The organism is Burkholderia sp. PAMC 26561 (assembly GCF_001557535.2).
Taxonomy (GTDB): Bacteria; Pseudomonadota; Gammaproteobacteria; order Burkholderiales; family Burkholderiaceae; genus Caballeronia.
The window spans coordinates 1,544,123-1,564,915 of the sequence record NZ_CP014315.1 but is presented as its reverse complement, the minus strand read 5'-3'; the positions used below and the strand labels follow the sequence as shown (position 1 = coordinate 1,564,915).

The following is a 20,793-nucleotide window of genomic DNA, read 5'->3' as shown; positions in this document are numbered from 1 at the left end:
TGTGCGTTTGCATGCATGGTGATGACGTCGGTGGCGTCGGTGGCGTCGGTGGCGTCGGTGGCGTCGGTGGCGTTCGCGTCGGAGCCGAACGCGCCCGTCTGCGGACCGCTTGCGGATAACGCGACCATATCGCAATTCAGCAAGACGATGCCTTTGAAACCCAAGCGCGTCGTCGTCCTCGAATTCATGTTCGCGGAAGATCTGGCCGCACTCGATATCACGCCCGTCGGTCTCGTCGATAACGCTTACTACGCCGGCTGGATCGGCTACGACAGCGCGCGTTTCAACGGCGTGCCGGAAGTCGGCACGCGGCAGGAACCGAGCCTTGAAGCGATTGCATCGGTGCGTCCCGACCTGATCATTGGCGTGGGGTATCGACATGCGCCGATCTTCGCGGCGCTCGACCGGATCGCGCCCACGGTGCTCTTCCAGTTCAGTCCGGACATGGAACAAAGTGGCGTGCAGAAAACGCAACTGGACTGGACCCGCACGATCTTTCGCACGATAGGCTGTCTCACAGGACGCGAGGACAGGACGCAAGCAGTAGAAGCGAAACTCGATGCGGGCCTCGCCCACGATGCACAACGCCTCGCTTTCGCAGGCCGCAGCGGCGAGCAGGTGGCGTTGTTGCAGGAACTCGGCTTGCCGGATCGGTATTGGGTCTATACAGGAAACAGCACGGCGGCGGGGGTGGCGCGGGCGCTGGGTTTGTCGCTGTGGCCATCAAAGCCGACGCGTGAAGGCACCATCTACGTGACGTCGGCTGATTTGCTCAAGAAGCCCGACCTCGCGGTGTTGTTCGTGACCGCGTCGAGCGAGAACGTTCCCATCGAAACACAGCTCACGTCCCCCGTCTGGCGCTTCGTTCCGTCGAAGCGGGCAGGGCGCATCGCGCTGGTTGAGCCGAACATCTGGGGCTTCGGCGGCCCGATGTCGGCCTTACGTCTATCGAACGAAATCACCAACAAGTTGCTGGCACTGCCGCTGCCGCCGCGCTGATTACGCAGGCGCGTTCTATATGCGCGCTCCCGCTTTTTTGACGCGACGTTTACACGCGATCCGATACGCTTCGTTTGATCCAATCAAATGAACGCGAGGGGATGGTCATGACGTCCGAACAGGTTTTATCGAAAATTGAAAACGCCCTGGCCCGACCGGCCATGCGGAGTTGAGCATGGTGTCCGGAATATGGTTGCCTATTGTCACGCCGTTCAAGGACGGACAAGTCGATACCGACGCACTCCAGCGTCTCGCCGAGCGATATCTGAGCCAGGAAATCAGCGGTTTTGTCGCACTGGGAACGACCGGCGAAGCGGCGCTGCTCGATCATTACGAACGGCTCAAGGTCTTGCGTTCATTGTTCGAAGTGATCGGTACGCGGCTGACGGTGGTGGTCGGTATTGGCGGCATGAACACACGCGACATGGTGCAGGAAATTCGCGAACTCGACCGCTGGGATATTGGCGGCTATCTGGTGTCCGCGCCGGCGTATGTCTGCCCTGATCAAGACGGCATTCGCTGGCACTTCGACGAAGTCGCACGCGCCACGGAACGCCCCGTCATCCTCTACGACGTGCCGCATCGCACGGGTGTTTCCATCGATACGAACACGGTCGAGCGCCTTGCCGAGCATGCCAATATTGTCGCGATCAAGGCCTGTGTGCCGGCGACTTTCGAGAAGCTTTGCCAACTGCCGATCAGCGTTCTCTGCGGCAACGACGACGCCTACCTCGATTGCCTGATTGCCGGCGGATCGGGCGGCATCCTGACGAGCGCCCATCTTTTCGCCGATGTCCTGGCCGAGATCCACGAACGGGTTTTATCGGCGAGAACGGACGATGCCGCCGCGTTCTTCGAAGCCCTCAAGCCTGTCATCAAACTCTTGTTCAGCGCGCCGAATCCGTCCGGCGTGAAGGCGGCGCTTGCCCTCGACGGCGTGATTGGCAGCGAAACGCGCTTGCCGGTCATGGAAGCGTCGGCGACGCTCAAGGAGCAATTGCGGATCGCGCTCGACGCGTGTTTCCGGCAGCTTGCCATCGTGGCCTGAATCTTTTGGTTGAGAAAAAGAAACCGTTTCGGGGCCGCCTAAGTCAGCAAGACGGCCTTGGCGCCACTACTCGATTCGTAGGCCATGGCCATTTCGATCTGATCGAGCGGGAACGCCTTGCCAATCCGGGTCCTGTACATCGGGTCGTCAATTACACCCTCGAGCGCTTTGAGAGCGGAGACGAGCTTGTCATGATCCTTCACCGTGCGGCTTTCGAAATTGCTGAACCGTCGCAAGGTCAGGTTGTTCATCATGAAAAGCACGGACTGAATCGAAACTGGAACGGCGCCGCCTAAAAAGCCGTAGATGTAGACCGTCGAATTCACTGGCAGGACCGGTGCGATCTTCGACAGCAAGTCTCCGCCAACGCCGTCGAATACCGCCGTCGTTCCCAGTTCGGCGGACAACGTGCGGAGCGTATCGGTGAAACCTTCGGTGGTGACAATGACATGCTCCGCGCCGAAACGGCACAGCGTCTCGCGTGCTTCCCCGGTACGCACCAGGAAGATCGCGGGCAACTTTCGAATACGGGCCAGGGCGGCAAGAGCATGACCGGTGCCCGAATTCCCGGCCGTGACGATGACGCCCTTGTGACGCGCTTCGGCGATCTCTTCGAGAAAGGCGTAGGCCGTCATCACGTTCACGAGCGAACCGCAATAGTCCCGGGCGCGAACATGCTCGGGCAGGATCAGGCACGCAGAGTAGGGCACGTGCGCCCGCTCGGACCAAAGTCCAACGCTTTCGGGACTTCTTCCAAGCGATCGGTAGATCGCCACCTGCTTGCCCTCATATTCTGCAGGAACGCCGGCTCCCGCCGCCAACACCTGTCCTGCTCCCGACGCACCCCAGACGTCGTGCTGGCCCAGCGCGAGCGCTTTGCCGGCGGCTGTGGGGATTCGCAGGAAAGTCTTGTCGCCATGGTTGATCGCCGATGCTTCCATGTCGATCAGCAAATGGCCCGGTGCCGGCGCGGTCGGGGTCGGAATGTCGCGAACTTCAAGCTCGCGTTCGGGTGTCACACATATCGCTTTCATCGCTCAGCTCCTTTGTCCTGGGGTTGTTGCTTGCACAGCCCATAACATAAGCAACTTCATCCATTGCCGAAACGCTGCATCAGGGCATACCATCGATTTCATTCTGGAATTGATGCGGATGGCCGTATGGATAGAGTGAACGCGATCCGCCTGTTTGTACGTCTGGTCGAATGTGGGAGCTTTTCCGCCGTCGGGCGTGAAGAAGGGATCGGGCAGCCTGCAGTCAGCAAACAGATCGGCGCGCTGGAGCGGCACCTTGGCGCACAGCTTGTCTTGCGGACATCGCGGCGGGTCGTGATCACCGAAGCGGGACAGACGTTCTATGAGTCGGCGAGGCAACTCGTGGACGACTTCGACGCGCTCGAGTCGTCGGTGGGCGATCGCCAACAATCGCCGCGAGGCCTGGTCAGGGTCAATACTGCACCGGCTCACGGACGGTTATGCATTACACCGCTACTCCCTGATTTCTTTCGCCAGTACCCCGACGTCACGGTCGAACTGTCGGTATCGGAGCGTCATGTCGACATGATTGGCGACGGTGTCGACCTGGCGGTTCGCCATGGGCGACTCGTAGACTCTTCGCTCACTGCCAGAAAGCTGTCCGAGACCGACTTCGTGCTGGTGGCGAGCCCCGCGTATCTGGCCGCGAGGGGCGTGCCGGCGCGGCTCGCGGATCTCGATCAGAACGCTTGCATCGTCTTTGCGAAGGGCCGTGAGCGATACCCCTGGGCGCTCAAGGTCGGGCGGGAGTCTGTTTCTTACGTTCCGCACGGCTCGCTGCTGACCGGTGATGCCGAGCACATCCGTGCGGCTGTGCTGAGCGGCCTTGGCATTGCTCAGGCTCCATACTGGCTGCTCGCGGAAGAGATCCGTAACGGGCAGGTCCAGGTCCTGTTGCCGGCGTTGCAGCCCGAGCGCGTGCCGATCCATCTTGTTTATCCGACTGGCCGGAGGGTACCGATGAGGGTGCGGGTGTTCATCGAGTATCTTGTGGAGGCCTTTGGGAGTTCCGGGGTTTGATACATCACTGAGACGAGTTCAGCTTGCGGGTTGGCGTGTCGGGGACTAAAGAAGATCGCCACGCTGTCGATAAACAACGTGCAGCGGCATTTTGGAGCATCCGGTCCGGATAGACAGCCTCGATCCGGCGAGTGGTCGCTTCCCCTGCACGCCATGTAGCAAAAGATCGATAACGCAAGATTCGAAAACGCACAACCTACGGGAAAAATCGAAGTGAGAAACAGGTATGCAGTATGGCTCGCGCTAGGCTTGGTGATTGTCCTCAATGGCACCGCAAACGCTCAGATGAATCCCTTGCCGAATCTTGGATTCAAGCTCGGCGACGACATCCCTTCGGTCCAAACCGCATTGAATACGCAAATGCAGGTCGAACCGGAAATCCGCAATCCGGCATTGCCCAGTTTTGTCGCCGATCCGAACAAGGGCAAGACAGATCTGCACCTCCGAACGCGTGGCATCTGGGTATTCTTCAATCCGGCGGGCCATGTTGAGACGATACGGCTTGATGCTCCTTACACGGGAAGCGTACTCGGCATCAAGATCGGGGATAGCCTGAGTAAAATAACTTCGACCCTTGGCAAACCAGTGAAGAAGCCGCCGCTTGTAATGCCCGGGACACAAGCCTTGATATACGTTCTTGACGACGCAGCGTATGTTCGATTTGACGTCAACGACGACGGCGTTCAGACGATACTCATCATTCGTTGATATAGCTACGGCACGAACGACGGTTGACTATCCGGGGCGGACGCCTCTGCGCCTGGCTCCTCGCCCAAGCAGAGAACTTTCCATCCTCATCCCTTGACCAACCCTCCATCGACCACCAGGTTCTGCCCCGTCACCGCGCGCGCCCATGGCGAGAGGAAGAACAGCACTGCGTCGGCGAACTCGGCAGGCGTCGTGACCCGGCGCAGCGGCGTGAATCCCGCGACCATGTCGAACACGGCTTCGGGCGTCGCGCTGCTGGCGTCGGTGGTGCGCAGCAGGCCGCCAGACACCATGTTCACCGTGATGCCATCCGGTCCGAGATCGTTCGATGCGGTTCTCGTCAGCGCGAGCAACGCCGCTTTTGCCGCCGTGTAATCGTGATACGGCACAACAGGATTCTGGAACAGATTGGTCCCGACATTGACGATACGGCCAAAGCCAGCGGCGCGCATCGCAGGCAACGCGGCCTGAATCGTGTTCAGCGCGCCCCTGAGCGCGCCATCGATCTGCTGCTGAAAGCGCGCCCATTCAATGTCGCCGATCTTTGGACGCGCGTCGCCATCGAAGCTGAAATTCGCGAGCGCGTTATTCACCACGGCATGCACCGGGCGGCCCGTTTTCGCGTGAGCCTCGTCGAAGAGACGCGCGACCGACGCCTTGTCGGTGATATCGGCCTGGATTGCCACCACGCGCGGCCCGAGACGCTCCGCGAGCAGTTTCGCCTGAACTTCGCTACGACGATAGTTGATCACGACGCCGGCGCCCTCGCGCGCGAGCGCTTCGGTGATCGCCGCACCGAGCCCGCGTGCGCCACCGGTCACGAGTACGTTCTGTTCAGGCAGTAGCATCGATTTCTCCAAAGTTCGTTTGGGACTGGATTGGAGCATTATGCCGGAGGGTCTGGTCGTGCCGTCGGAGCGTCTTGTCGTCGCGCGGTTCGGCTATTCGCAACCGGCCAGATTCGGTAGCGGCGATGATCTCGCGCTGATCGACGCCCCCATTCGCTCAACGCGTGACATCAATCATTAGATGGATTGATCTGTCCTCCGTACTATTTCGCGATTAATATGACGCCTTTCGCCGGCAGCCATGTATTGACCGGCCGTCCCCTATGAGAACGACCGACCATGCCACACGAGACATCAAAATCACCGCATAGCGAGCAGCCGGCAGAGCATCATGCGGCGCCGCCGCATCGGCGGATCGTTCTAGATGACCGGCACCACGTGACAACGCACGGACTTAGGACTTACTTCTGGCATGACATCTATCACATCGCGCTAACCGCCAAGTGGCCGGTCTTCTTCGGTGTCGTCGCGTTGCTGTTCCTTGTGCTCAACCTGGGTTTCGCGCTGTTATTCCAGATGGGGCAGCACGCGATCGCGAATCAGGCGCCCGCCGGTTTGCTCGGCGCGTTCTTCTTCAGCGTCGAAACGCTCGCGACGGTGGGCTATGGCGACATGCATCCGGCGACGCTGTACGGTCATGCGATTGCGACGGGCGAGATCTTCGTGGGCATGTCGGGCATCGCGCTGACGACCGGCATGATCTTCGCGCGGTTCTCGCGGCCTCGCGCGCGCATTCTGTTCGCGAACAATGCTGTGGTTCGTCCTATCGATGGCCGTCTGACGCTGATGGTTCGCGCCGCGAATGCGCGGCAGAACGTCATTGTCGAGGCTAAGGCGCGGATGCGCGTGATACGTTCGGAGACTACCCCTGAAGGCTTTTTCTCGCGCAAGGTGCACGACCTGCCGCTCATCCGCGACCAGCATCCGGCATTTCTGCTGAGCTGGAGCCTGATGCATGTGATCGATGAAAACAGTCCGCTCCACGGAGAGACGCTCGAGTCGCTCGAAGCAAGCAACGCCGAATTGATGCTGATGGTGGAAGGTCTCGACGAAACCACCATGCAGCCCATGCAGGCGCGCCGCAGTTGGCCGCCTGAGTCAATTTTATACGGCCATCGATACGTCGATTTGCTCTCGGTGCAGAACGGCGAAACGCATATCGACTACGCGAAGTTCAACGAAGTCGTGCCGCTTTGAAGCGGCTCAGGCAAGTCGCGTAGCCGAGCGTCCGACGAACAGATAATGCAGCAAGGCGAGAAGCGGAAACACGCTGGCGACGCTCGCAATCAAGGTCCAGCCGCCGCGCTCGAACAACGTGCTCGCAACCGCCGATCCGCATGCACCGCCTATGAAAATGCTCGTCATATAAAGCGCATTCAAACGATTACGGCTTGCGGCATGAAGTCCATAAATCTCGCGCTGGCCGATCACCATGTTCATCTGCACGGCAAAGTCAAGCACGACTCCCGTCACCACGAGGCCGGCCACGCCCCACGCGGGATGGATGAGCAACGGCATGAACGACAACGCGGCGAGGATCAAGGCAATCAGGGTGCCGAGCCGGGAATGACCGGCATCGGCGAGCCGCCCTGCAAGTGGCGCCGACGTCGCGCCCATTGCGCCGACCAGCGCAAACAGCGCGACGCCGTTCTGCGTCAGCCCGTGATGGCGGATCAGCTCGACGGGCACGGCGGTCCAGAACAAGCTGAACGTGGCGAACATCAGCCCTTGATACAACGCACGATGCCGGAGGATCGGCATGGTCGCGACGAGCGTGCCGAGCGAGCGGATCAGTTGCACATAGGTGGCCTTGTGATCGGGCTGGCGCGACGGAATGGTGAACGCAAGAAACGCTGTCACGATTGCCATGAGCACGGCGGCAGAACCGAACACCACGCGCCACCCGAAGTGACCCGCCACGAAACTCGATATGGGCCGCGACAGCATGATACCCAGCAGCAGGCCGCCCATGATCGTGCCGACGACCCGTCCGCGTGTTTCATCGGGCGCAAGGTGCGCGGCGAGCGGGATCAGGATCTGCACCGCGACCGAGCTGAAGCCGACGAGCAGCGAGATGGCAAGGAACGCGTGTGGCTGATGAACGAGCGCGGCCGCCGCGAGGCTGGCGATGGAAACCAGCGCCGTCGCGATCATCAGTTTGCGGTTTTCCAGCAGATCGCCGAGCGGCACGAGGAAGAATAACCCGAGCGCATAACCAATTTGCGTGAGCGAGACGATCAGGCTCGCCGCGCCGCTCGACAAGTGAACATCCGGCCCGATCATTTCGATGATCGGCTGCGCATAGTACAGGTTGGCGACAATGGCGCCGCAGCAGAAAGCGAACAACGCGATCAGGCCGCTGGTCATCTTGACCTGGGCTGGACCCGTGGCGGCCGACGGGGAATTCGGGGACATGCATGCTCCACAGATTGAATGACGGAATACTCGTGTTCGACGCGTACTGACAGCGGACTGCGGGAATTTGGCGAACGCAGATTGCGGCTGCGCCATCGCACTGCGCAAATGAAAGGCACGCGAACAAATGAAAAAACGTACGAATGGCCAAGGACGTCCGGATGCGGCACGATACCACCAGCAGCACGAGCCCGCTTGCGGACCAGCAGGCGCAATCCCGGTGTACAGGCTACCGGAGAGCCGCATTCAGAGCCGCATTCGGGCGTTTCATCCTGCCCTGAAACAAGCCCCGCGCGATGGCGATAAACTGGTGCGCCGTCACACTTTACCGATCAAAGGAGCTGACCATATGTATATCGCCATGAACCGTTTCAAAGTGGCCCTCGGGTCCGAGACCGCGTTCGAGGATCTCTGGACTAGCCGGGACACGCATCTCAAGGAGGTGCCGGGTTTTGTGGAATTCCACCTTTTGAAAGGTCCTCAAAAGGAGGATCACGTACTCTATTCCAGCCATACGATCTGGTCGAACTACGACGTTTTCGAAGGATGGACCAAAAGCGATGCGTTTCGCGCGGCACACCGGAATGCCGGCAATGAAACGCGCTCGCTCTATCTGGGGCATCCGGAGTTCGAAGGTTTTGAAGTGATCCAGACGGTCAAATAGACGCATCAGCGTCAGCAATCGCGAGGTGACAGGAGACATGTGCGCTTTAGACAGGCGGACCTGGCTTAAAGGAGCGCTGGCCGCGCCGCTTGTTGGCGGCGTGCCGGTGAGGGCGGCAATGGCGGCAGTATTGGACGGGCCGACCATGCGGCGCGTGCGGCCGGATGAGCCCGGCTGGCCATCGAAGCAACAATGGGATGCACTCAACAACGCGGTCGGCGGCCATCTTCTCAAGGTCGAATCGCCGTTTGCCGCGTGCGCCCAATCGCCCGCGAGCACTGCATGCGCCGATATCTTCGGCCAGCTCAAGAACCCGTACTTCATAAGCGATTCCGCCGCGCTCACGCAAACATCCGGCTACCTCGACGCATGGACATCGTCGCCAAGCGTCTATGCGCTCAACGCAACCAGCGCACGCGATGTAGCCCGAGCGGTGAACTTCGCGCGCAGGCATCGGCTGCGGCTGGTCATGAAAGGCGGCGGTCACAGTTATCAAGGGACATCGAACGCGGCCGACTCGCTGTTGATCTGGACGCACGCCATGCACGAGGTCACGCTGCATGATGCGTTTGTTGGCGAGGGTTGCGAGGGACGTCAGCCTTCGCAACCGGCTGTGACCGTGGAGGCGGGCGCGCTCTGGAGTCATGTCTACGATGCTGTCACCACCCGCGCCGGCCGCTATGTGCAAGGCGGCGGATGCATTACTGTCGGCGTTGCGGGACTCGTTCAGGGCGGCGGCTTCGGCAACTTCTCGAAGCGGTTCGGCACGGCGGCGGCCTCGTTGCTGCAAGCGGAAGTCGTCACCGCCGACGGCGCCGTGCGGATCGCAAACCCGTGCTCCAATGCGGATCTTTTCTGGGGCCTGAAAGGTGGCGGAGGCGGGAGCCTCGGCGTGATAACGCGCCTCACACTCAAGACGCACGACCTTCCCGAGCAGTTCGGCGCGGTGTTTGGCGCGGTCAAAGCTTCATCCGACGCCGCGTTCAAGCGCTTGACCAGTGAGTTCATGCGCTTTTATGCAAGCAGGCTCTTCAATCCGCATTGGGGTGAGACGGTGAGCTTTCGCGGCAATAACACTCTGAATATATCGATGGTGTTCCAGGGTTTGAACGAGGATCAGGCCGCCGGCGTCTGGCAACCGTTCTTCGACTGGATCGCAAAGTCGCCGAGCGACTTCTACATGCCGAAGGCGGCGAAGATCATCGCAGTTCCCGCGCAGCGTTTCTGGGACCCGGCCTTCATGGAAGCATTTGCGCCGGGCGTGATGGCCGCGGACAACCGGACGGGCGCGTCGCCCGGCAACGTCTTCTGGAGCGCCGACGCGGCGGAAGCGGGGCAGTTTCTCTACGGGTATCACTCGACGTGGCTGCCTGCATCGTTGTTGGACGAGGGCGAGCGGGCGCGTTGTGTGAATGCGTTGTTTGCCAGCACGCGGGACTGGGGCGTGACGCTGCATTTCAACAAGGGACTCGCGGGGGCATCGGACGATGCGCGAACGGCCACCCGCGATACCGCCATGAACCCCGCCGTGCTCGATGCCTTCGCGCTTGCAATCATCTCTGGCGAAGGGCCGCCGGCATTGCCCGGTATCGCTGGACATGAACCTGATATCCGCGTTGCCCGCCATGCTGCCAGCCGCATCGCGAAAGCGACGGCGACACTGCGAACCGTGGTGCCGCGTGCGGGCTCGTATGTATCGGAGAGTGATTTCTTCGAGCGCGACTGGCAAGACGCATTCTGGGGCGTGCACTATCCGAGGCTGCTGGCGATCAAGCGGCGATACGATCCGGACGGTCTATTCTTCGTGCATCACGGCGTGAATTCAGAAGAATGGAGCGACGACGGCTTCACGCGGCTGCGGGCGTAGTTGCGTATTCGCCTGCGTAGTCGTTTGCATGAGCGCTTGCATCTTCACTGGCAGATTCGACCGGATACCCATTCACGCCCTCAACTGACTCGGCTGCGAGCAGATCGAGCACGACCAGCATCACCGGCTGATTCTCTTCGTTGATCGGGATGCCGACAATGTCGCTCAACCAGCAGCCGATCTTCGTTGCAGCGAAATCCGCGGGACGCGCCGTTTTCCGCAACGCCACGCCCAGTTTCACTGCACGATAGTGATACGACGGCACCTTGTGCTCGGCCGCGATTCGCGAGAGCCCACCCTTGCGGCCCGAATCGCGGCCGAGCGTCCCCGCGAGCACCACACGCTCGTGTCGGTCAAGCGCGCTTATGAAGCAGCGCGCCATGCGCCGCACCCGGGATTCATCGAGTCCGTATTGCAGGAGCACCGACCTGACGGGATCTTCTATAGCCTGAGCATGTTCATCGACTTGCTGATCGATGCCGCTCACTTCCATCGATACATTGCGCTGATGGCTCGCGCTGCGCAGGCAATCGATCAGATAGCGTCTGAAATAGGCGCAAATGGCATAGTTGTTCGATGGCGCGCTTTCAGCGCAGGACTTCGCCGTGGAGTGACCCGGTTCCAGACGCAGCACCTTGGCGTAAATGAACTGCGCGACGAGCTCTTCCTTGTCTTCGCGAAGTGACTGGAGTTCGAGCGGGTGGTAAGCGCGCAACGCGCCGCGCACCAAATGGTACATCGACACCATTTCGTCATGCGACAGATGGGTGCGGCGGCGCCAGAGATCCGGAAGTATTGCGGTGTCAAGGTTCGCGATACGCGCGTGCGCGGTCATGGTGTCCATGTTGCTCTCCCTCGTATGTTTTATTGGATGTCGAGCGAAGTATGGTGACTGGATGCGAGTTGCGCCATATGGCTAAAGTAATAGCCGTCGGGTAAACTTGTGTAAGGTCTTAAGGCGGCTCGACGCCCCCACCGTTATGTCCAGTGTCGTTTTAGCAAGTCGTTCCCACGTGCGTCAGCCAGGCGCGCATCTTGTAAAAAAGGGGCTGACAGGATGCAGAACGATCCAATGCGGCGGGAAATAGACAAAGACCTCGCCAAGGTTCTTTATGCTCAGGACCCCATTGCATTCTTTACGCACTGGTTAGCCATTGCGGCTTTAAGCGCAGTTTATTTCGGTTCAATTGCGCATCGAGGCCTGTTCACCGCTTGGATTGTCTTTTACAGCATCGCTAATTTTGGCGGAATAGCACTGTGGGCGTGGAACCGTCATTGGCCGGCGACATTCGCGCCACGCAAGTGGATCAACCTTCACGCGCTGCGAAGTATTGTGCTGTATAGCGCGCCCGGCTTGTCGATCTGGTTCGCGTTCCACAGCCAGCAAGCCGATCTTCCCGTCCTCCATACCGTGCTGCTGGTGACGCTGGCGGCGGGTGTTTTCATGTCGAGCGGCTTCGACCTCTTCAATTTTTCCAGCGCGATTCCGTTGCTCCTGATGCCCGCGGTGGTGCTGAACTTCACCTCGCCCACGCGCGACCGCATCGTAATTGGCTCGGTGCTCGTGGTGTTTTTCATCGCGATGAACTTCTACGCCGCGCGCTACCGGACACTCTTCCGGCGGGTCGTGGAGGCGCGGGTGAACCAGCAGCGGCTGGCTGAATCGCTCGCCATCCAGCAGCGGGTGACGGAAGAGGCGAGCCGCGCGAGGACGCGTTTTTTCGCAGCCGCCAGTCACGATCTGCGCCAGCCGTTGCATGCGATCGGCTTGCTTGCCGAATCGTTGAGGGACACGTTGGCCTCCGGTGCTCAACGCAGCGAAACGGCCGACGGCATCATTTCAAATGTCGAAGCACTGAACGGGCTCTTTAATCAGGTGCTCGATCTGGCGCGCCTTGAAAGCGGTGTCACGCAGGTGATCCCGCTGCACTTTCGCCTCGCGGAGATTTTCACTCGTATCGATAACCAATACCGTCCGCTCGCCGCCGCCAAGGGTCTCGCATTGCGCATCGCGCCGACGGATGCGGTCGCCTTCTCTGACCCTGTATTGCTCGAGCGCGTGCTGGGCAACCTGATATCGAACGCGATTCGATACACCGAGCGCGGCGCGATATGGATGGGATATCGAAGTGGACGGATCGAGGTACGTGATTCGGGGATTGGCATTGCGCCGGAAGAACACGAACTCGTGTTCGAAGAGTTTTATCAGGCGAGGCTGCCTGATGAAAAACCGCGGCAGGGACACGGGCTCGGCTTGCCTACTGTCAGACGATTGGTGAAACTGCTTGGCGGCGATGTCACGTTGCGCTCCTCACCGGGACGCGGCACGACAGTCGGCGTGCCGGTCAAGCGCGGCGACCCGGACCTGATCACGATCACCGCAAGGCTCAGTGATGTGGCGTTGACCGGGCCAACGGCTGCGGGAAGGCGGATTCTTTGCATCGACGATGATCCCGCCATTCTTGCCGCACTCGAACGCCTGCTTGGCCGCTGGGGTTGCACCGTGCGAAGCGTGCGGGACGAGCGCGCTGCGGTGCAAGCCGTTGAAGACGATTTCGTTCCCGATGCGCTGCTTTGCGATTACCAGCTCGGCAATCACCGAACCGGCGCGCAGGCTGTTCGCGCGGTGCGGCAGGCGTTGTGGGAGCGGGGCGATGGCGACATCGTCACGCTGATGATCACGGGCGACATGGCGTCGTCCGAGCTCAGCACGCTCGCCGCGCAAGGGATTCCCGTGCTGCACAAGCCGGTGACGCCGGCCCGCTTGCGCCGCACGCTCGACGCCCTCTGGCAGCAGGGCGAACGCAACGCGGCGCTGGAGCGCCAGCCGCCGGCATCGTAATCAGAGCGTACGGCCGGTTTCAAGCCAGCCGCCAATCAGTGCGATCGCCGCTGACCGGTTGTGCACGCATAGCGCCCGGAACATGACCGACAGATGCACCTTGACGGTTCCCTCGGCGACACCGAGTTCCCGCGCGATCATCTTGTTGGTCCAGCCGCGGTACACGAGCCGCATGATTTCCTGCTGGCGTGGCGACAGGTTTTCCATCAGATGCCGATGATGCGGCTGGATACCGACCGGCAACGCCTCCACGACAGCCGCCCCGGAACGTTCGGCAACGGGCGCAGGGGCCTGCCCGGGTCCGAGCAGACTCAGCGCTTCAATGGGAACGTAGGCGCCGCCGAGAAGCACGAGCTCGATTGCCTTGAGCATCACGCTTGCGGGTTCGCGTTTCGGCACGAAACCGAGTGCGCCGGCAGCAAGCACCGCACGCATTTCGTCGGCTGACTCCTCCGCCGACAACACCACCAGCGGCAGTGCCGGATTCGCCTTCAGCAGCGTTTGCAGCGACGCTGCACCTTCCATGCCGGCCATGTGCAGGTCGACTATCGCGAGGTCGTGGTTCGCTTCCGGCCTCGCAGCGGCAGCGAGCGTTTCCCAGCTATCGGCTTCGTCGAACTGGGCGTCGGGGTCGAGCCCGCGCAGCAGCGATTTCACGCCTTGCCGGATCAGTTCGTGGTCATCGGCCACCAGAAACCTCATGGCATCTCCATGTCGCGGGCCTGCTTTGTCGAGTGGCTTGGATGCGGTCTGACTGAAGCGGTCGTATTGGCGATTATGTGGCTTGAATTCGTTATGGCAACAGGATTATTTATGCGAAGTATCCACGTGCGCTACTTAAACGAACGAACGCCGGTTTTTTTTGAACCCGCGCGTCAGGCTTCAAAGCACGGCAAGCCACCCGCCATCGACGTAGATGATCTGCCCGTTCACATAACTCGACGCCGCCGACGACAGGAACACCGCCGTGCCGACAAGTTCCTCCGGCGTGCCCCAGCGCTGAGACGGGTTGCTGCTTTTCACCCATGCATCGAAGGTGGGATTCTCGACCAGCGGCTTGTTCATGTCGGTGAGGATGTACCCCGGGCCAATCGCGTTCGCCTGGATATTCGATGCCGCCCATTCCGCGCTCATCGCGCGCGTCAGCATCTTGATGCCACCCTTCGCGGCGGTGTAGGCGCCCACGGTCGCGCGCGCGCCTTCGCTCGTGAGCGATCCGATGTTCACGATCTTGCCGCCATTCCCGCGCGCGATCATGCGCTTCGCCGCTTCCTTGGACACGATGAACGCGCTCGTGAGGTTGGTGTCGATCACGCGTTGCCAGTCGCCCAGCTCAAGCTCGATAAGCGGCTTTCGAAATTGAATGCCTGCATTGTTGATGACGATATCGATCTGCACGCCATGTTCGTCCCAGTGCGTGAACGCATCCTTGACGGCTTGTTCGTTCGTGACATCGAACGCACGGCCTTGCGCTTTCAAGCCGTTGCTCACGAGGCGCGAGACCGCTTCGTCGACGGTATCGGGTCTCGTTCCGTTGATGATCACCGCAGCGCCCGCATTCGCGAGTCCTTCAGCGAGCGCGAAGCCAATGCCACGCGCCGAACCGGTGACAAGCGCGGTGCGGTTACTCAGATCGAAAAGCTGTGTCATGCGTTTGTCCTCGTACCTGTTTTGTCATATCGGCTTTAAGTGAGCCGAAGCGCAGGAAAACATTGTAGTGGGATGGCGCTACGCGGCAGGCTGCGGGCATGCGGAGCGGGTGACCAATCTAACAGTGCGATTTTTGTTAATTTCGTATCAAAAAGTAGTGTTGCTACGTGAACAACGCATTTTCCAACCGGTAATGCGTGTATTGATATCGTAATTTTTACGCTTTGAGTAAGTAAATCGCCGCGCCGCAGCAAATTTATTGCGCTGAAACAAGTATTTGAATCACGTAAACCCTAGATTGTGATCCACCGTTCAGTCCTTTACATTGCGTCGTAATACTACGGTTCAAATTGTTGTTCACTACAACTTCGGCGACCGACGCAGACTGTCGAAAAGCAGAAATCGCCTGTATTGCCATGAGAGGAGACAAACCATGGATGATGATTCAAAGGCCTTCGCATCAGAGTCAGCTTCACAATCTGCTTCAAAACCGGTGTCCCGCCGCAAGTTTCTGGTCGACATGGCCGCGACCGCAGGCGCGCTTTCCCTTTCGCCACTGGCGCTCGCGCAGCAAAAGCCGCTCGTGCCTTTCAGCAACAAGAGCCTCGATTACTACTTCTTCGCGACGCAACAGGAGGCGGTAAAGCGCGCGGTCGAGGCGAAGGGCTGGACGTTCCAGGCGGTCAACGCAAACTTCAGCACCACGACCCAGCTCGAGCAATGGCAGAGCCTGTTGCTGAAGAACCCGGCTGCGATCATCGCGGACCCGATCGACAGCCAGGCTATCGCGAGCGTGATCAAGAAGTACAACATGAAGAAGATTCCGGTCGGCATCATCGATACCCCCGCGCTCGCCGGCGATGTATCGATCACCGTCGACTTCGACAATTACGCCGGCGGCGTGATGGCGGCCGAAGCCATCGTCGCGGCGCTCAAGAAGAAGAACGGTTCGACCAAGGGCACGGTGCTCAACTGCTACGGCGCGCTGCAATCGGTGGCATGGCGTCTTCGCAAGGAAGGGCTCGAGGCGACCTTCAAGAAGTATCCGGACATCAAGCTGATCAGCCGCCCGACTGAAGGGCTGCTCAAGAACATGCTGTCAGTGACGCTCGCCACGCTCTCGGAATATCCTGATCTCGACGCCGTGCATGCGCCCAGCGATTCACCCGCGCGCGGCATTGTGACCGCGCTGCAGCAAAAGGGTAAGTGGAAGAAAGTCGGCGAGCAGGGCCACGTGATTTTCGTGAATATCGACGGTGAACCGGCTGCGCTCCAGTGGATCGGCGACGGTTACATGGACGCGGTCGTATCGCAGGATCCGATCGCCTATGCGCAGATCACGGTCGAGATGCTCGACAAGTATTCATTGAAGGGCCAACCCGTGCCGCTCGGGCCATATCAGAACAGCCAGTACTTCTGGGAGAAGGCGGAAATCACGAAGTCCGTGACAGGTCCGAGCCTCGTGATCCAGCCCTTCGTAGTCGATGGCAACTCGGTCAAGGACAAGCGCCAGTGGGGCAACATCGCTTACAACGAATGGGGCCTGCGCTACAGCTAGGCCGCCGCTTGGCGCACGTTGAGTCTTCCGGTCCGCGTCACGGCGCGGACCGGTAACAGCAACCGGATGGTCGGACATGGCAGATACCAGCAGCACGGAATATATTCTCAGGACCCGCGATATCGTCAAGCGCTACAAGGCGGTCGTCGCGCTCGATCACGTGTCGGTCAACATCCGGCGCGGCACGATTCACGGCCTGCTCGGCGAAAACGGCGCGGGGAAGTCCACGCTTGTCGGGCTGATTTCAGGCTTGATATCGCCGACGGAAGGCAGCATCGAATTTGCGGGTGAAGAGGTGCAGGGCTTTGACGTCAAGCAGATGGAAGCGCGCGGCGTGTTCCTCGTCACGCAGGAGCCGATGATCGTCGAGTCCATGTCGGTCGCCGACAACCTCATGCTTGGCCACTGGCCCGTGAAGCGCGGTTTCACGAAGACCGTCGATCAGCGCGCGCTGATGGCGAACGCGGTCAAGGCGCTGGAAGGCACGGGGCTCGACCCGCGCATGTCGGCGCGCGAACTCTCGGCAGTCGCCAAGCGCAAGCTGAACATCCTTCGTGCTCTGTACAGCGGCGGCAAGCTGCTGATCCTCGATGAACCGACCGCCGCGCTCACGCTCGCGGACCGCGATCATCTGTTCGGTTTCATGCAAAGCCTCAAGGCGCAGGGCGTGAGCTTTGTGTTCATCTCGCACTACAACGAAGAGATCCTGAGCATCTGCGACGGCGTGACCGTGCTGCGCAACGGGCGGCTTGCTGGAGAGATGGACAATCTTGACGGGATCGATTCGGATGCGTTGTCGGAGCTGGTAATCGGCCGCGATGTGCCGTTGTTCCACCGGGCGCACGGCGAAGGTGATGACGAACGTCATATTCAAGGCGAAGCCGCGTGGCAGGTCAGCGGACTTCAGGCACGCAACATCAATATAGAGTCATTCAGCATCAAGCCTGGGGAGATCGTGGGGTTTGCGGGCTTGCCGGGTTCAGGGGCGAAGGAGTTTGGCCTCGCGCTGTTCGGGCTCAATCGCGCGAGCCGCGGCCGCATCAGACATGGCAATCGGGAGATGGATTTCCCCGATCATCCGCAAGCGGCGTTCGCGAACGGCATTGCGTATCTGTCCGACGACCGGCATCGCGATGGACTCGTCGGCCTGCAAAGCATCGCGCAGAACATCACCATGTCGAGTCTTGCGAAAGTTTCCAAGGCTGGCGTCATAGATGCCCCCGCCGAGCGCTCCGTGGTCAAGCGCTACTTCGAACACCTCAGGGTCAAGGCGGCGACGCCAAAGGTGCTGCTCGGCACATTGAGCGGCGGCAACCAGCAGAAGGTGTGTCTGGGCCGCGTGCTCGCCACGGAACCCAAACTGCTGATCCTCGACGAACCCACGCGCGGCATTGACGTAGGCGTGAAGGAAGAGGTTCATCGCATCATCGATGCCCTTACGCGCGAGGGCCTGAGCGTGATCGTGATAACGAGCGACCTGGACGAAATGGTGCGGATGGTCGATCGCGTCTGCGTGTTCGTGGATGGCGAGGTGAGCCAGGAATACACCGGCGCGGACATCGATAAAGACTCCATCCTGCAGTCGGCATTCGGCGCCGCCAGCAGCGCACTTACACACTAAAACTCAGGAGACGGATCATGCAACCCAGGAGCAATATCTCCGCGAGCGTTCCGCCGGCGGCGCCCCCCGCCACGGCAAAGCGGCCCGCAAAACACAGCGTGCAATGGCTGTTCCAGAACGTGGTGTGGCTGTGGCTTGCCGCGCTCGTGATTGTGTTCGGCGTGCTCAATCCGTTCTTCTTCACGGTCTCGAACCTGCAGAACGTGCTGGTGCAGGCGACCGTGCTCGGCCTTCTTGCGCTGGCGGTATCGCTGCCGCTGATGGTCGCCGAGATCGACCTGTCGATAGCGAGCAATATGGGATTTTCAGCGGCAATCGGCGCGATCATCAGCACGCGGCTCGGCATGTCGCCGGCGATCGGCGTCCCGCTCGGCATTGCGGCGGCGACGGCGATCGGCTTCTTCAATGGCCTGTGTGTCACGCGCTTGCGGATGGTCTCGCTGATCCAGACGCTCGCCGTGATGATCGTGCTGCAAGGCTCGCTCTTGGCGGTCACGCAAGGCAATACCATCTCGGACATGCCCAACAGCTTTATCTGGATCGGGCAGTACACCATTGGCAACTGGCCGGTGATGCCGGTTGTGTTTCTCGTCGCGCTGATCGGCATGGGCTTCCTGTTGCGCAAGACCGTGCTCGGCCGAAGCCTTTATGCGACCGGCGGGAATGCGCTCGCGGCAAACTCGGCCGGTATCCGCGTGAACCGGGTGAAGGTCATCGCGTTCACGTTGTCGGGATTTCTTTCCGGCGTCGCGGGTTACTTGCTGGCTGCGTGGCAAATGGCGATCACGTCCGATCAGGGCGAAGGATTCCTGCTCTATGCAATCGCGGCGCCGATCATCGGCGGGGTCAGCGTGTTCGGCGGACGCGGCGGCGCAGCGGGGATTCTTGGCGGCGTCTTGCTGCTGACGGTGATCCACGTCGGGCTTGCGATCACGTCGGTGCCGTCGTTTTATGTGCAGATGATCGGCGGCGTGCTGATCTTTATCGCCGTGGCGGTCGATGCCATTCGCGTGAACTTCGTCGCGCAATGAGCCGGCTCAAAGTACTTTTCAGGCATTCAAAGACATGACCGATCCAAGACAGTGCGAGATGTATATCGACGGCCGCTTCGGCAATGGCGGCGAGACCGAATGGCTCGACGTGATGAACCCGGGTACGGAACAGATCATTGCCCGCGCCCCGGACGCGCGTGCTCCGGTCGTCGATGCAGCCGTGGCCGCAGCCAAAGAAGCATGGCAAACATGGCGATGGACCAACCCGTTCGAGCGCTCGCAGTTGCTGCATGCCATCGGCGATAAAGTCACGCTGGCCGAGCGCCTTATCGCCACTGCGATTACCGAAGAGATGGGCAAGCCGCTCGGCGAGGCGCGCGGCGAAGCGAAGAAACTCGCGAAGGCGTTTCACTACTACGCGGAAGAAGCGGTACGCGTCTTCGGCAGCACGATTCCGAACGAAGACGACGGCTTCATCAGCATCGTAGAGAAGGAACCCGTGGGCGTGGTCGGGGCGATCGCGCCGTGGAATTATCCGGTCGAGCTGATCGGATGGAAACTCGCAGCGGCACTGGCGGCGGGGTGCACGATTGTCGTGAAACCGTCGGAATACACACCGTCGAGCGCGCAGGAATTGTTTCGATGCCTGGACGAGGCGGGTCTGCCGCCGGGCGTGGCGAACCTTGTCATGGGCGCCCGCGAGACGGGGCGTTTGCTAGTCGGCCATCCTGACATCGATAAAGTCGCGTTCACCGGTTCGCAAGCTGCAGGAGAAGACATCTACCGGACGGTGCGTGGGATCACGCCGCTTTCGCTGGAACTGGGCGGGAGCTGTCCGCTGATCGTGACGGGGAACGCTGATATAGAACGTGCGGTTGCGGGCACCTTGCGCCGCGCGTTTCGCAACGCCGGGCAGATCTGCATTTCGATCAATCGTGCGTACGTGCATGAGTCGGTCTACGGACGCTTTGTCGATCAACTGGCGTCGGGCGCACGCAGCCTCGTGGTCGCAGACGGGCTCCTGCGTGAGAACGCCGATGTCGGTCCCATGACAACCCGCGCAGGCGTGGCCAAGGTCGAACGTCACGTCGCCGATGCGCGCGAGCATGGTGCGCAAATTCTCTGTGGCGGCGGACGTCCCGATGGCGCAACGCGCGGTTTGTACTACGCGCCCACGGTCATTGCCGACTGCACGCCCGGGATGCTCGTGATGCACGAGGAAACGTTCGGGCCGGTGATCGGCGTGGCGCAGTATCGTTCGCTCGATGACGCCATTGCCGAGGCCAACGGTACGCCGTCGGGTCTTGCGGCCTACGCATACACGGAAAACATCAAGGAAAGTTTCACGCTGAGCAAGCGGCTCGACTTCGGCAACGTATCGATCAATCATGTCGATGCCGGCATCATGAACGCGCCTTACGGTGGCCGCAAGCAAAGCGGCACAGGCTACGAACACGGCCACGAAGGCATGGAAAGCTACTTGCATCTCAAGCACGTGCGGCTTCGGCACGGCGCATGACGGGGACG

General features: G+C 60.6%; 19 protein-coding genes. 13 read left to right on the top strand and 6 right to left on the bottom strand.

The annotated features are described in order from the left end of the window. Positions 1-15: 15 nt before the first annotated feature. Positions 16-999, top strand: coding sequence for an ABC transporter substrate-binding protein (locus AXG89_RS41670; protein ID WP_075357653.1), 984 nt, complete (start codon positions 16-18; stop codon positions 997-999). A 175-nt stretch (positions 1,000-1,174) separates the two neighbouring features. Beyond that, positions 1,175-2,047 carry a 4-hydroxy-tetrahydrodipicolinate synthase gene (gene dapA, locus AXG89_RS41665; RefSeq protein ID WP_075357654.1) on the top strand — a complete coding sequence of 291 codons (873 nt, stop codon included), beginning with the start codon at positions 1,175-1,177 and terminating at the stop codon, positions 2,045-2,047. 38 nt (positions 2,048-2,085) lie between these two features. On the opposite strand, the gene AXG89_RS41660 is transcribed toward dapA, so the two are convergent. Beyond that, positions 2,086-3,081, bottom strand: coding sequence for a zinc-binding dehydrogenase (locus AXG89_RS41660; protein ID WP_075357369.1), 996 nt, complete (start codon positions 3,079-3,081; stop codon positions 2,086-2,088). Between the two features lie 126 nt (positions 3,082-3,207). Here AXG89_RS41660 and AXG89_RS41655 point away from each other — a divergent pair, with 126 nt between their 5' ends. Together AXG89_RS41655 and AXG89_RS41650 are read left to right on the top strand one after the other, a co-directional pair. Next, complete coding sequence (locus tag AXG89_RS41655; protein ID WP_062001592.1) at positions 3,208-4,101, top strand: LysR family transcriptional regulator; 894 nt, start codon at positions 3,208-3,210, stop codon at positions 4,099-4,101. Between the two features lie 249 nt (positions 4,102-4,350). Then, positions 4,351-4,809 carry a hypothetical protein gene (locus AXG89_RS41650; RefSeq protein WP_119024858.1) on the top strand — a complete coding sequence of 153 codons (459 nt, stop codon included), beginning with the start codon at positions 4,351-4,353 and terminating at the stop codon, positions 4,807-4,809. A gap of 86 nt (positions 4,810-4,895) precedes the next feature. Here AXG89_RS41650 and AXG89_RS41645 read toward each other — a convergent pair whose 3' ends face one another. After that, entirely contained in the window at positions 4,896-5,657 is a 762-nt protein-coding gene (locus AXG89_RS41645) for a 3-oxoacyl-ACP reductase (protein ID WP_075357371.1), read from the bottom strand. A gap of 40 nt (positions 5,658-5,697) precedes the next feature. Here AXG89_RS41645 and AXG89_RS42715 point away from each other — a divergent pair, with 40 nt between their 5' ends. Continuing rightward, the gene (locus AXG89_RS42715) at positions 5,698-5,838 is read left to right on the top strand and encodes a hypothetical protein (RefSeq protein WP_162916251.1); all 141 of its coding nucleotides are present in this window, start codon (positions 5,698-5,700) and stop codon (positions 5,836-5,838) included. Positions 5,839-5,936: 98 nt separating this feature from the next. Then, positions 5,937-6,854, top strand: a complete 918-nt coding sequence (locus AXG89_RS41640) for an ion channel (protein WP_075357372.1) — start codon at positions 5,937-5,939, stop codon at positions 6,852-6,854. Positions 6,855-6,860: 6 nt separating this feature from the next. On the opposite strand, the gene AXG89_RS41635 is transcribed toward AXG89_RS41640, so the two are convergent. Continuing rightward, on the bottom strand, positions 6,861-8,072 hold the full coding sequence (locus tag AXG89_RS41635; RefSeq protein ID WP_075357373.1) for an MFS transporter: 1,212 nt from the start codon (positions 8,070-8,072) through the stop codon (positions 6,861-6,863). Positions 8,073-8,421: 349 nt separating this feature from the next. Here AXG89_RS41635 and AXG89_RS41630 point away from each other — a divergent pair, with 349 nt between their 5' ends. Then, positions 8,422-8,736 carry an antibiotic biosynthesis monooxygenase family protein gene (locus AXG89_RS41630; RefSeq protein ID WP_075357374.1) on the top strand — a complete coding sequence of 105 codons (315 nt, stop codon included), beginning with the start codon at positions 8,422-8,424 and terminating at the stop codon, positions 8,734-8,736. Positions 8,737-8,773: 37 nt separating this feature from the next. Then, positions 8,774-10,603 (top strand): FAD-binding protein, encoded by a 1,830-nt coding sequence (locus AXG89_RS41625; RefSeq protein WP_075357375.1) that lies wholly within the window; start codon positions 8,774-8,776, stop codon positions 10,601-10,603. On the opposite strand, the gene AXG89_RS41620 is transcribed toward AXG89_RS41625, so the two are convergent. Then, entirely contained in the window at positions 10,584-11,447 is an 864-nt protein-coding gene (locus AXG89_RS41620; RefSeq protein WP_236873654.1) for a hypothetical protein, read from the bottom strand. The genes AXG89_RS41625 and AXG89_RS41620 overlap by 20 nt on opposite strands. Before the next feature lie 213 nt (positions 11,448-11,660). On the opposite strand from AXG89_RS41620, the gene AXG89_RS41615 reads away from it, so the two are divergent. Beyond that, positions 11,661-13,445 carry an ATP-binding response regulator gene (locus AXG89_RS41615; protein WP_075357376.1) on the top strand — a complete coding sequence of 595 codons (1,785 nt, stop codon included), beginning with the start codon at positions 11,661-11,663 and terminating at the stop codon, positions 13,443-13,445. On the opposite strand, the gene AXG89_RS41610 is transcribed toward AXG89_RS41615, so the two are convergent. Both AXG89_RS41610 and AXG89_RS41605 read right to left on the bottom strand, forming a co-directional pair. Further along, positions 13,446-14,147 carry a response regulator transcription factor gene (locus AXG89_RS41610; protein WP_062001599.1) on the bottom strand — a complete coding sequence of 234 codons (702 nt, stop codon included), beginning with the start codon at positions 14,145-14,147 and terminating at the stop codon, positions 13,446-13,448. It lies immediately after the preceding gene. A gap of 180 nt (positions 14,148-14,327) precedes the next feature. Continuing rightward, positions 14,328-15,095 carry an SDR family oxidoreductase gene (locus tag AXG89_RS41605; protein WP_062001600.1) on the bottom strand — a complete coding sequence of 256 codons (768 nt, stop codon included), beginning with the start codon at positions 15,093-15,095 and terminating at the stop codon, positions 14,328-14,330. A 433-nt stretch (positions 15,096-15,528) separates the two neighbouring features. Between AXG89_RS41605 and AXG89_RS41600 the strand changes: the two genes are divergently transcribed. The 4 genes from AXG89_RS41600 to AXG89_RS41585 all read left to right on the top strand — a co-directional run bounded on the left by AXG89_RS41600 (position 15,529) and on the right by AXG89_RS41585 (position 20,785). After that, complete coding sequence (locus tag AXG89_RS41600) at positions 15,529-16,653, top strand: sugar ABC transporter substrate-binding protein (RefSeq protein WP_082778928.1); 1,125 nt, start codon at positions 15,529-15,531, stop codon at positions 16,651-16,653. Between the two features lie 76 nt (positions 16,654-16,729). Continuing rightward, the gene (locus tag AXG89_RS41595) at positions 16,730-18,274 is read left to right on the top strand and encodes a sugar ABC transporter ATP-binding protein (RefSeq protein WP_062001602.1); all 1,545 of its coding nucleotides are present in this window, start codon (positions 16,730-16,732) and stop codon (positions 18,272-18,274) included. Positions 18,275-18,291: 17 nt separating this feature from the next. After that, complete coding sequence (locus AXG89_RS41590) at positions 18,292-19,305, top strand: ABC transporter permease (RefSeq protein WP_075357377.1); 1,014 nt, start codon at positions 18,292-18,294, stop codon at positions 19,303-19,305. Positions 19,306-19,339: 34 nt separating this feature from the next. Beyond that, on the top strand, positions 19,340-20,785 hold the full coding sequence (locus AXG89_RS41585) for an aldehyde dehydrogenase family protein (RefSeq protein ID WP_062001603.1): 1,446 nt from the start codon (positions 19,340-19,342) through the stop codon (positions 20,783-20,785). Positions 20,786-20,793: the final 8 nt, after the last annotated feature.

Excerpts from the sequence above, each read along its gene's own strand:
- dapA (WP_075357654.1), top strand. The coding sequence starts at position 1,175 with ATGGTGTCCGGAATATGGTTGCCTATTGTCACGCCGTTCAAGGACGGA.
- AXG89_RS41605 (WP_062001600.1), bottom strand. The coding sequence starts at position 15,095 with ATGACACAGCTTTTCGATCTGAGTAACCGCACCGCGCTTGTCACCGGT.
- AXG89_RS41620 (WP_236873654.1), bottom strand. The coding sequence starts at position 11,447 with ATGGACACCATGACCGCGCACGCGCGTATCGCGAACCTTGACACCGCA.
- AXG89_RS41670 (WP_075357653.1), top strand. The coding sequence starts at position 16 with ATGGTGATGACGTCGGTGGCGTCGGTGGCGTCGGTGGCGTCGGTGGCG.
- AXG89_RS41610 (WP_062001599.1), bottom strand. The coding sequence starts at position 14,147 with ATGAGGTTTCTGGTGGCCGATGACCACGAACTGATCCGGCAAGGCGTG.
- AXG89_RS41635 (WP_075357373.1), bottom strand. The coding sequence starts at position 8,072 with ATGTCCCCGAATTCCCCGTCGGCCGCCACGGGTCCAGCCCAGGTCAAG.
- AXG89_RS41625 (WP_075357375.1), top strand. The coding sequence starts at position 8,774 with ATGTGCGCTTTAGACAGGCGGACCTGGCTTAAAGGAGCGCTGGCCGCG.
- AXG89_RS41590 (WP_075357377.1), top strand. The coding sequence starts at position 18,292 with ATGCAACCCAGGAGCAATATCTCCGCGAGCGTTCCGCCGGCGGCGCCC.
- AXG89_RS41660 (WP_075357369.1), bottom strand. The coding sequence starts at position 3,081 with ATGAAAGCGATATGTGTGACACCCGAACGCGAGCTTGAAGTTCGCGAC.
- AXG89_RS41655 (WP_062001592.1), top strand. The coding sequence starts at position 3,208 with ATGGATAGAGTGAACGCGATCCGCCTGTTTGTACGTCTGGTCGAATGT.
- AXG89_RS41585 (WP_062001603.1), top strand. The coding sequence starts at position 19,340 with ATGACCGATCCAAGACAGTGCGAGATGTATATCGACGGCCGCTTCGGC.
- AXG89_RS41645 (WP_075357371.1), bottom strand. The coding sequence starts at position 5,657 with ATGCTACTGCCTGAACAGAACGTACTCGTGACCGGTGGCGCACGCGGG.
- AXG89_RS41595 (WP_062001602.1), top strand. The coding sequence starts at position 16,730 with ATGGCAGATACCAGCAGCACGGAATATATTCTCAGGACCCGCGATATC.
- AXG89_RS41640 (WP_075357372.1), top strand. The coding sequence starts at position 5,937 with ATGCCACACGAGACATCAAAATCACCGCATAGCGAGCAGCCGGCAGAG.
- AXG89_RS41600 (WP_082778928.1), top strand. The coding sequence starts at position 15,529 with ATGGATGATGATTCAAAGGCCTTCGCATCAGAGTCAGCTTCACAATCT.
- AXG89_RS42715 (WP_162916251.1), top strand. The coding sequence starts at position 5,698 with ATGCCGGAGGGTCTGGTCGTGCCGTCGGAGCGTCTTGTCGTCGCGCGG.
- AXG89_RS41630 (WP_075357374.1), top strand. The coding sequence starts at position 8,422 with ATGTATATCGCCATGAACCGTTTCAAAGTGGCCCTCGGGTCCGAGACC.
- AXG89_RS41615 (WP_075357376.1), top strand. The coding sequence starts at position 11,661 with ATGCAGAACGATCCAATGCGGCGGGAAATAGACAAAGACCTCGCCAAG.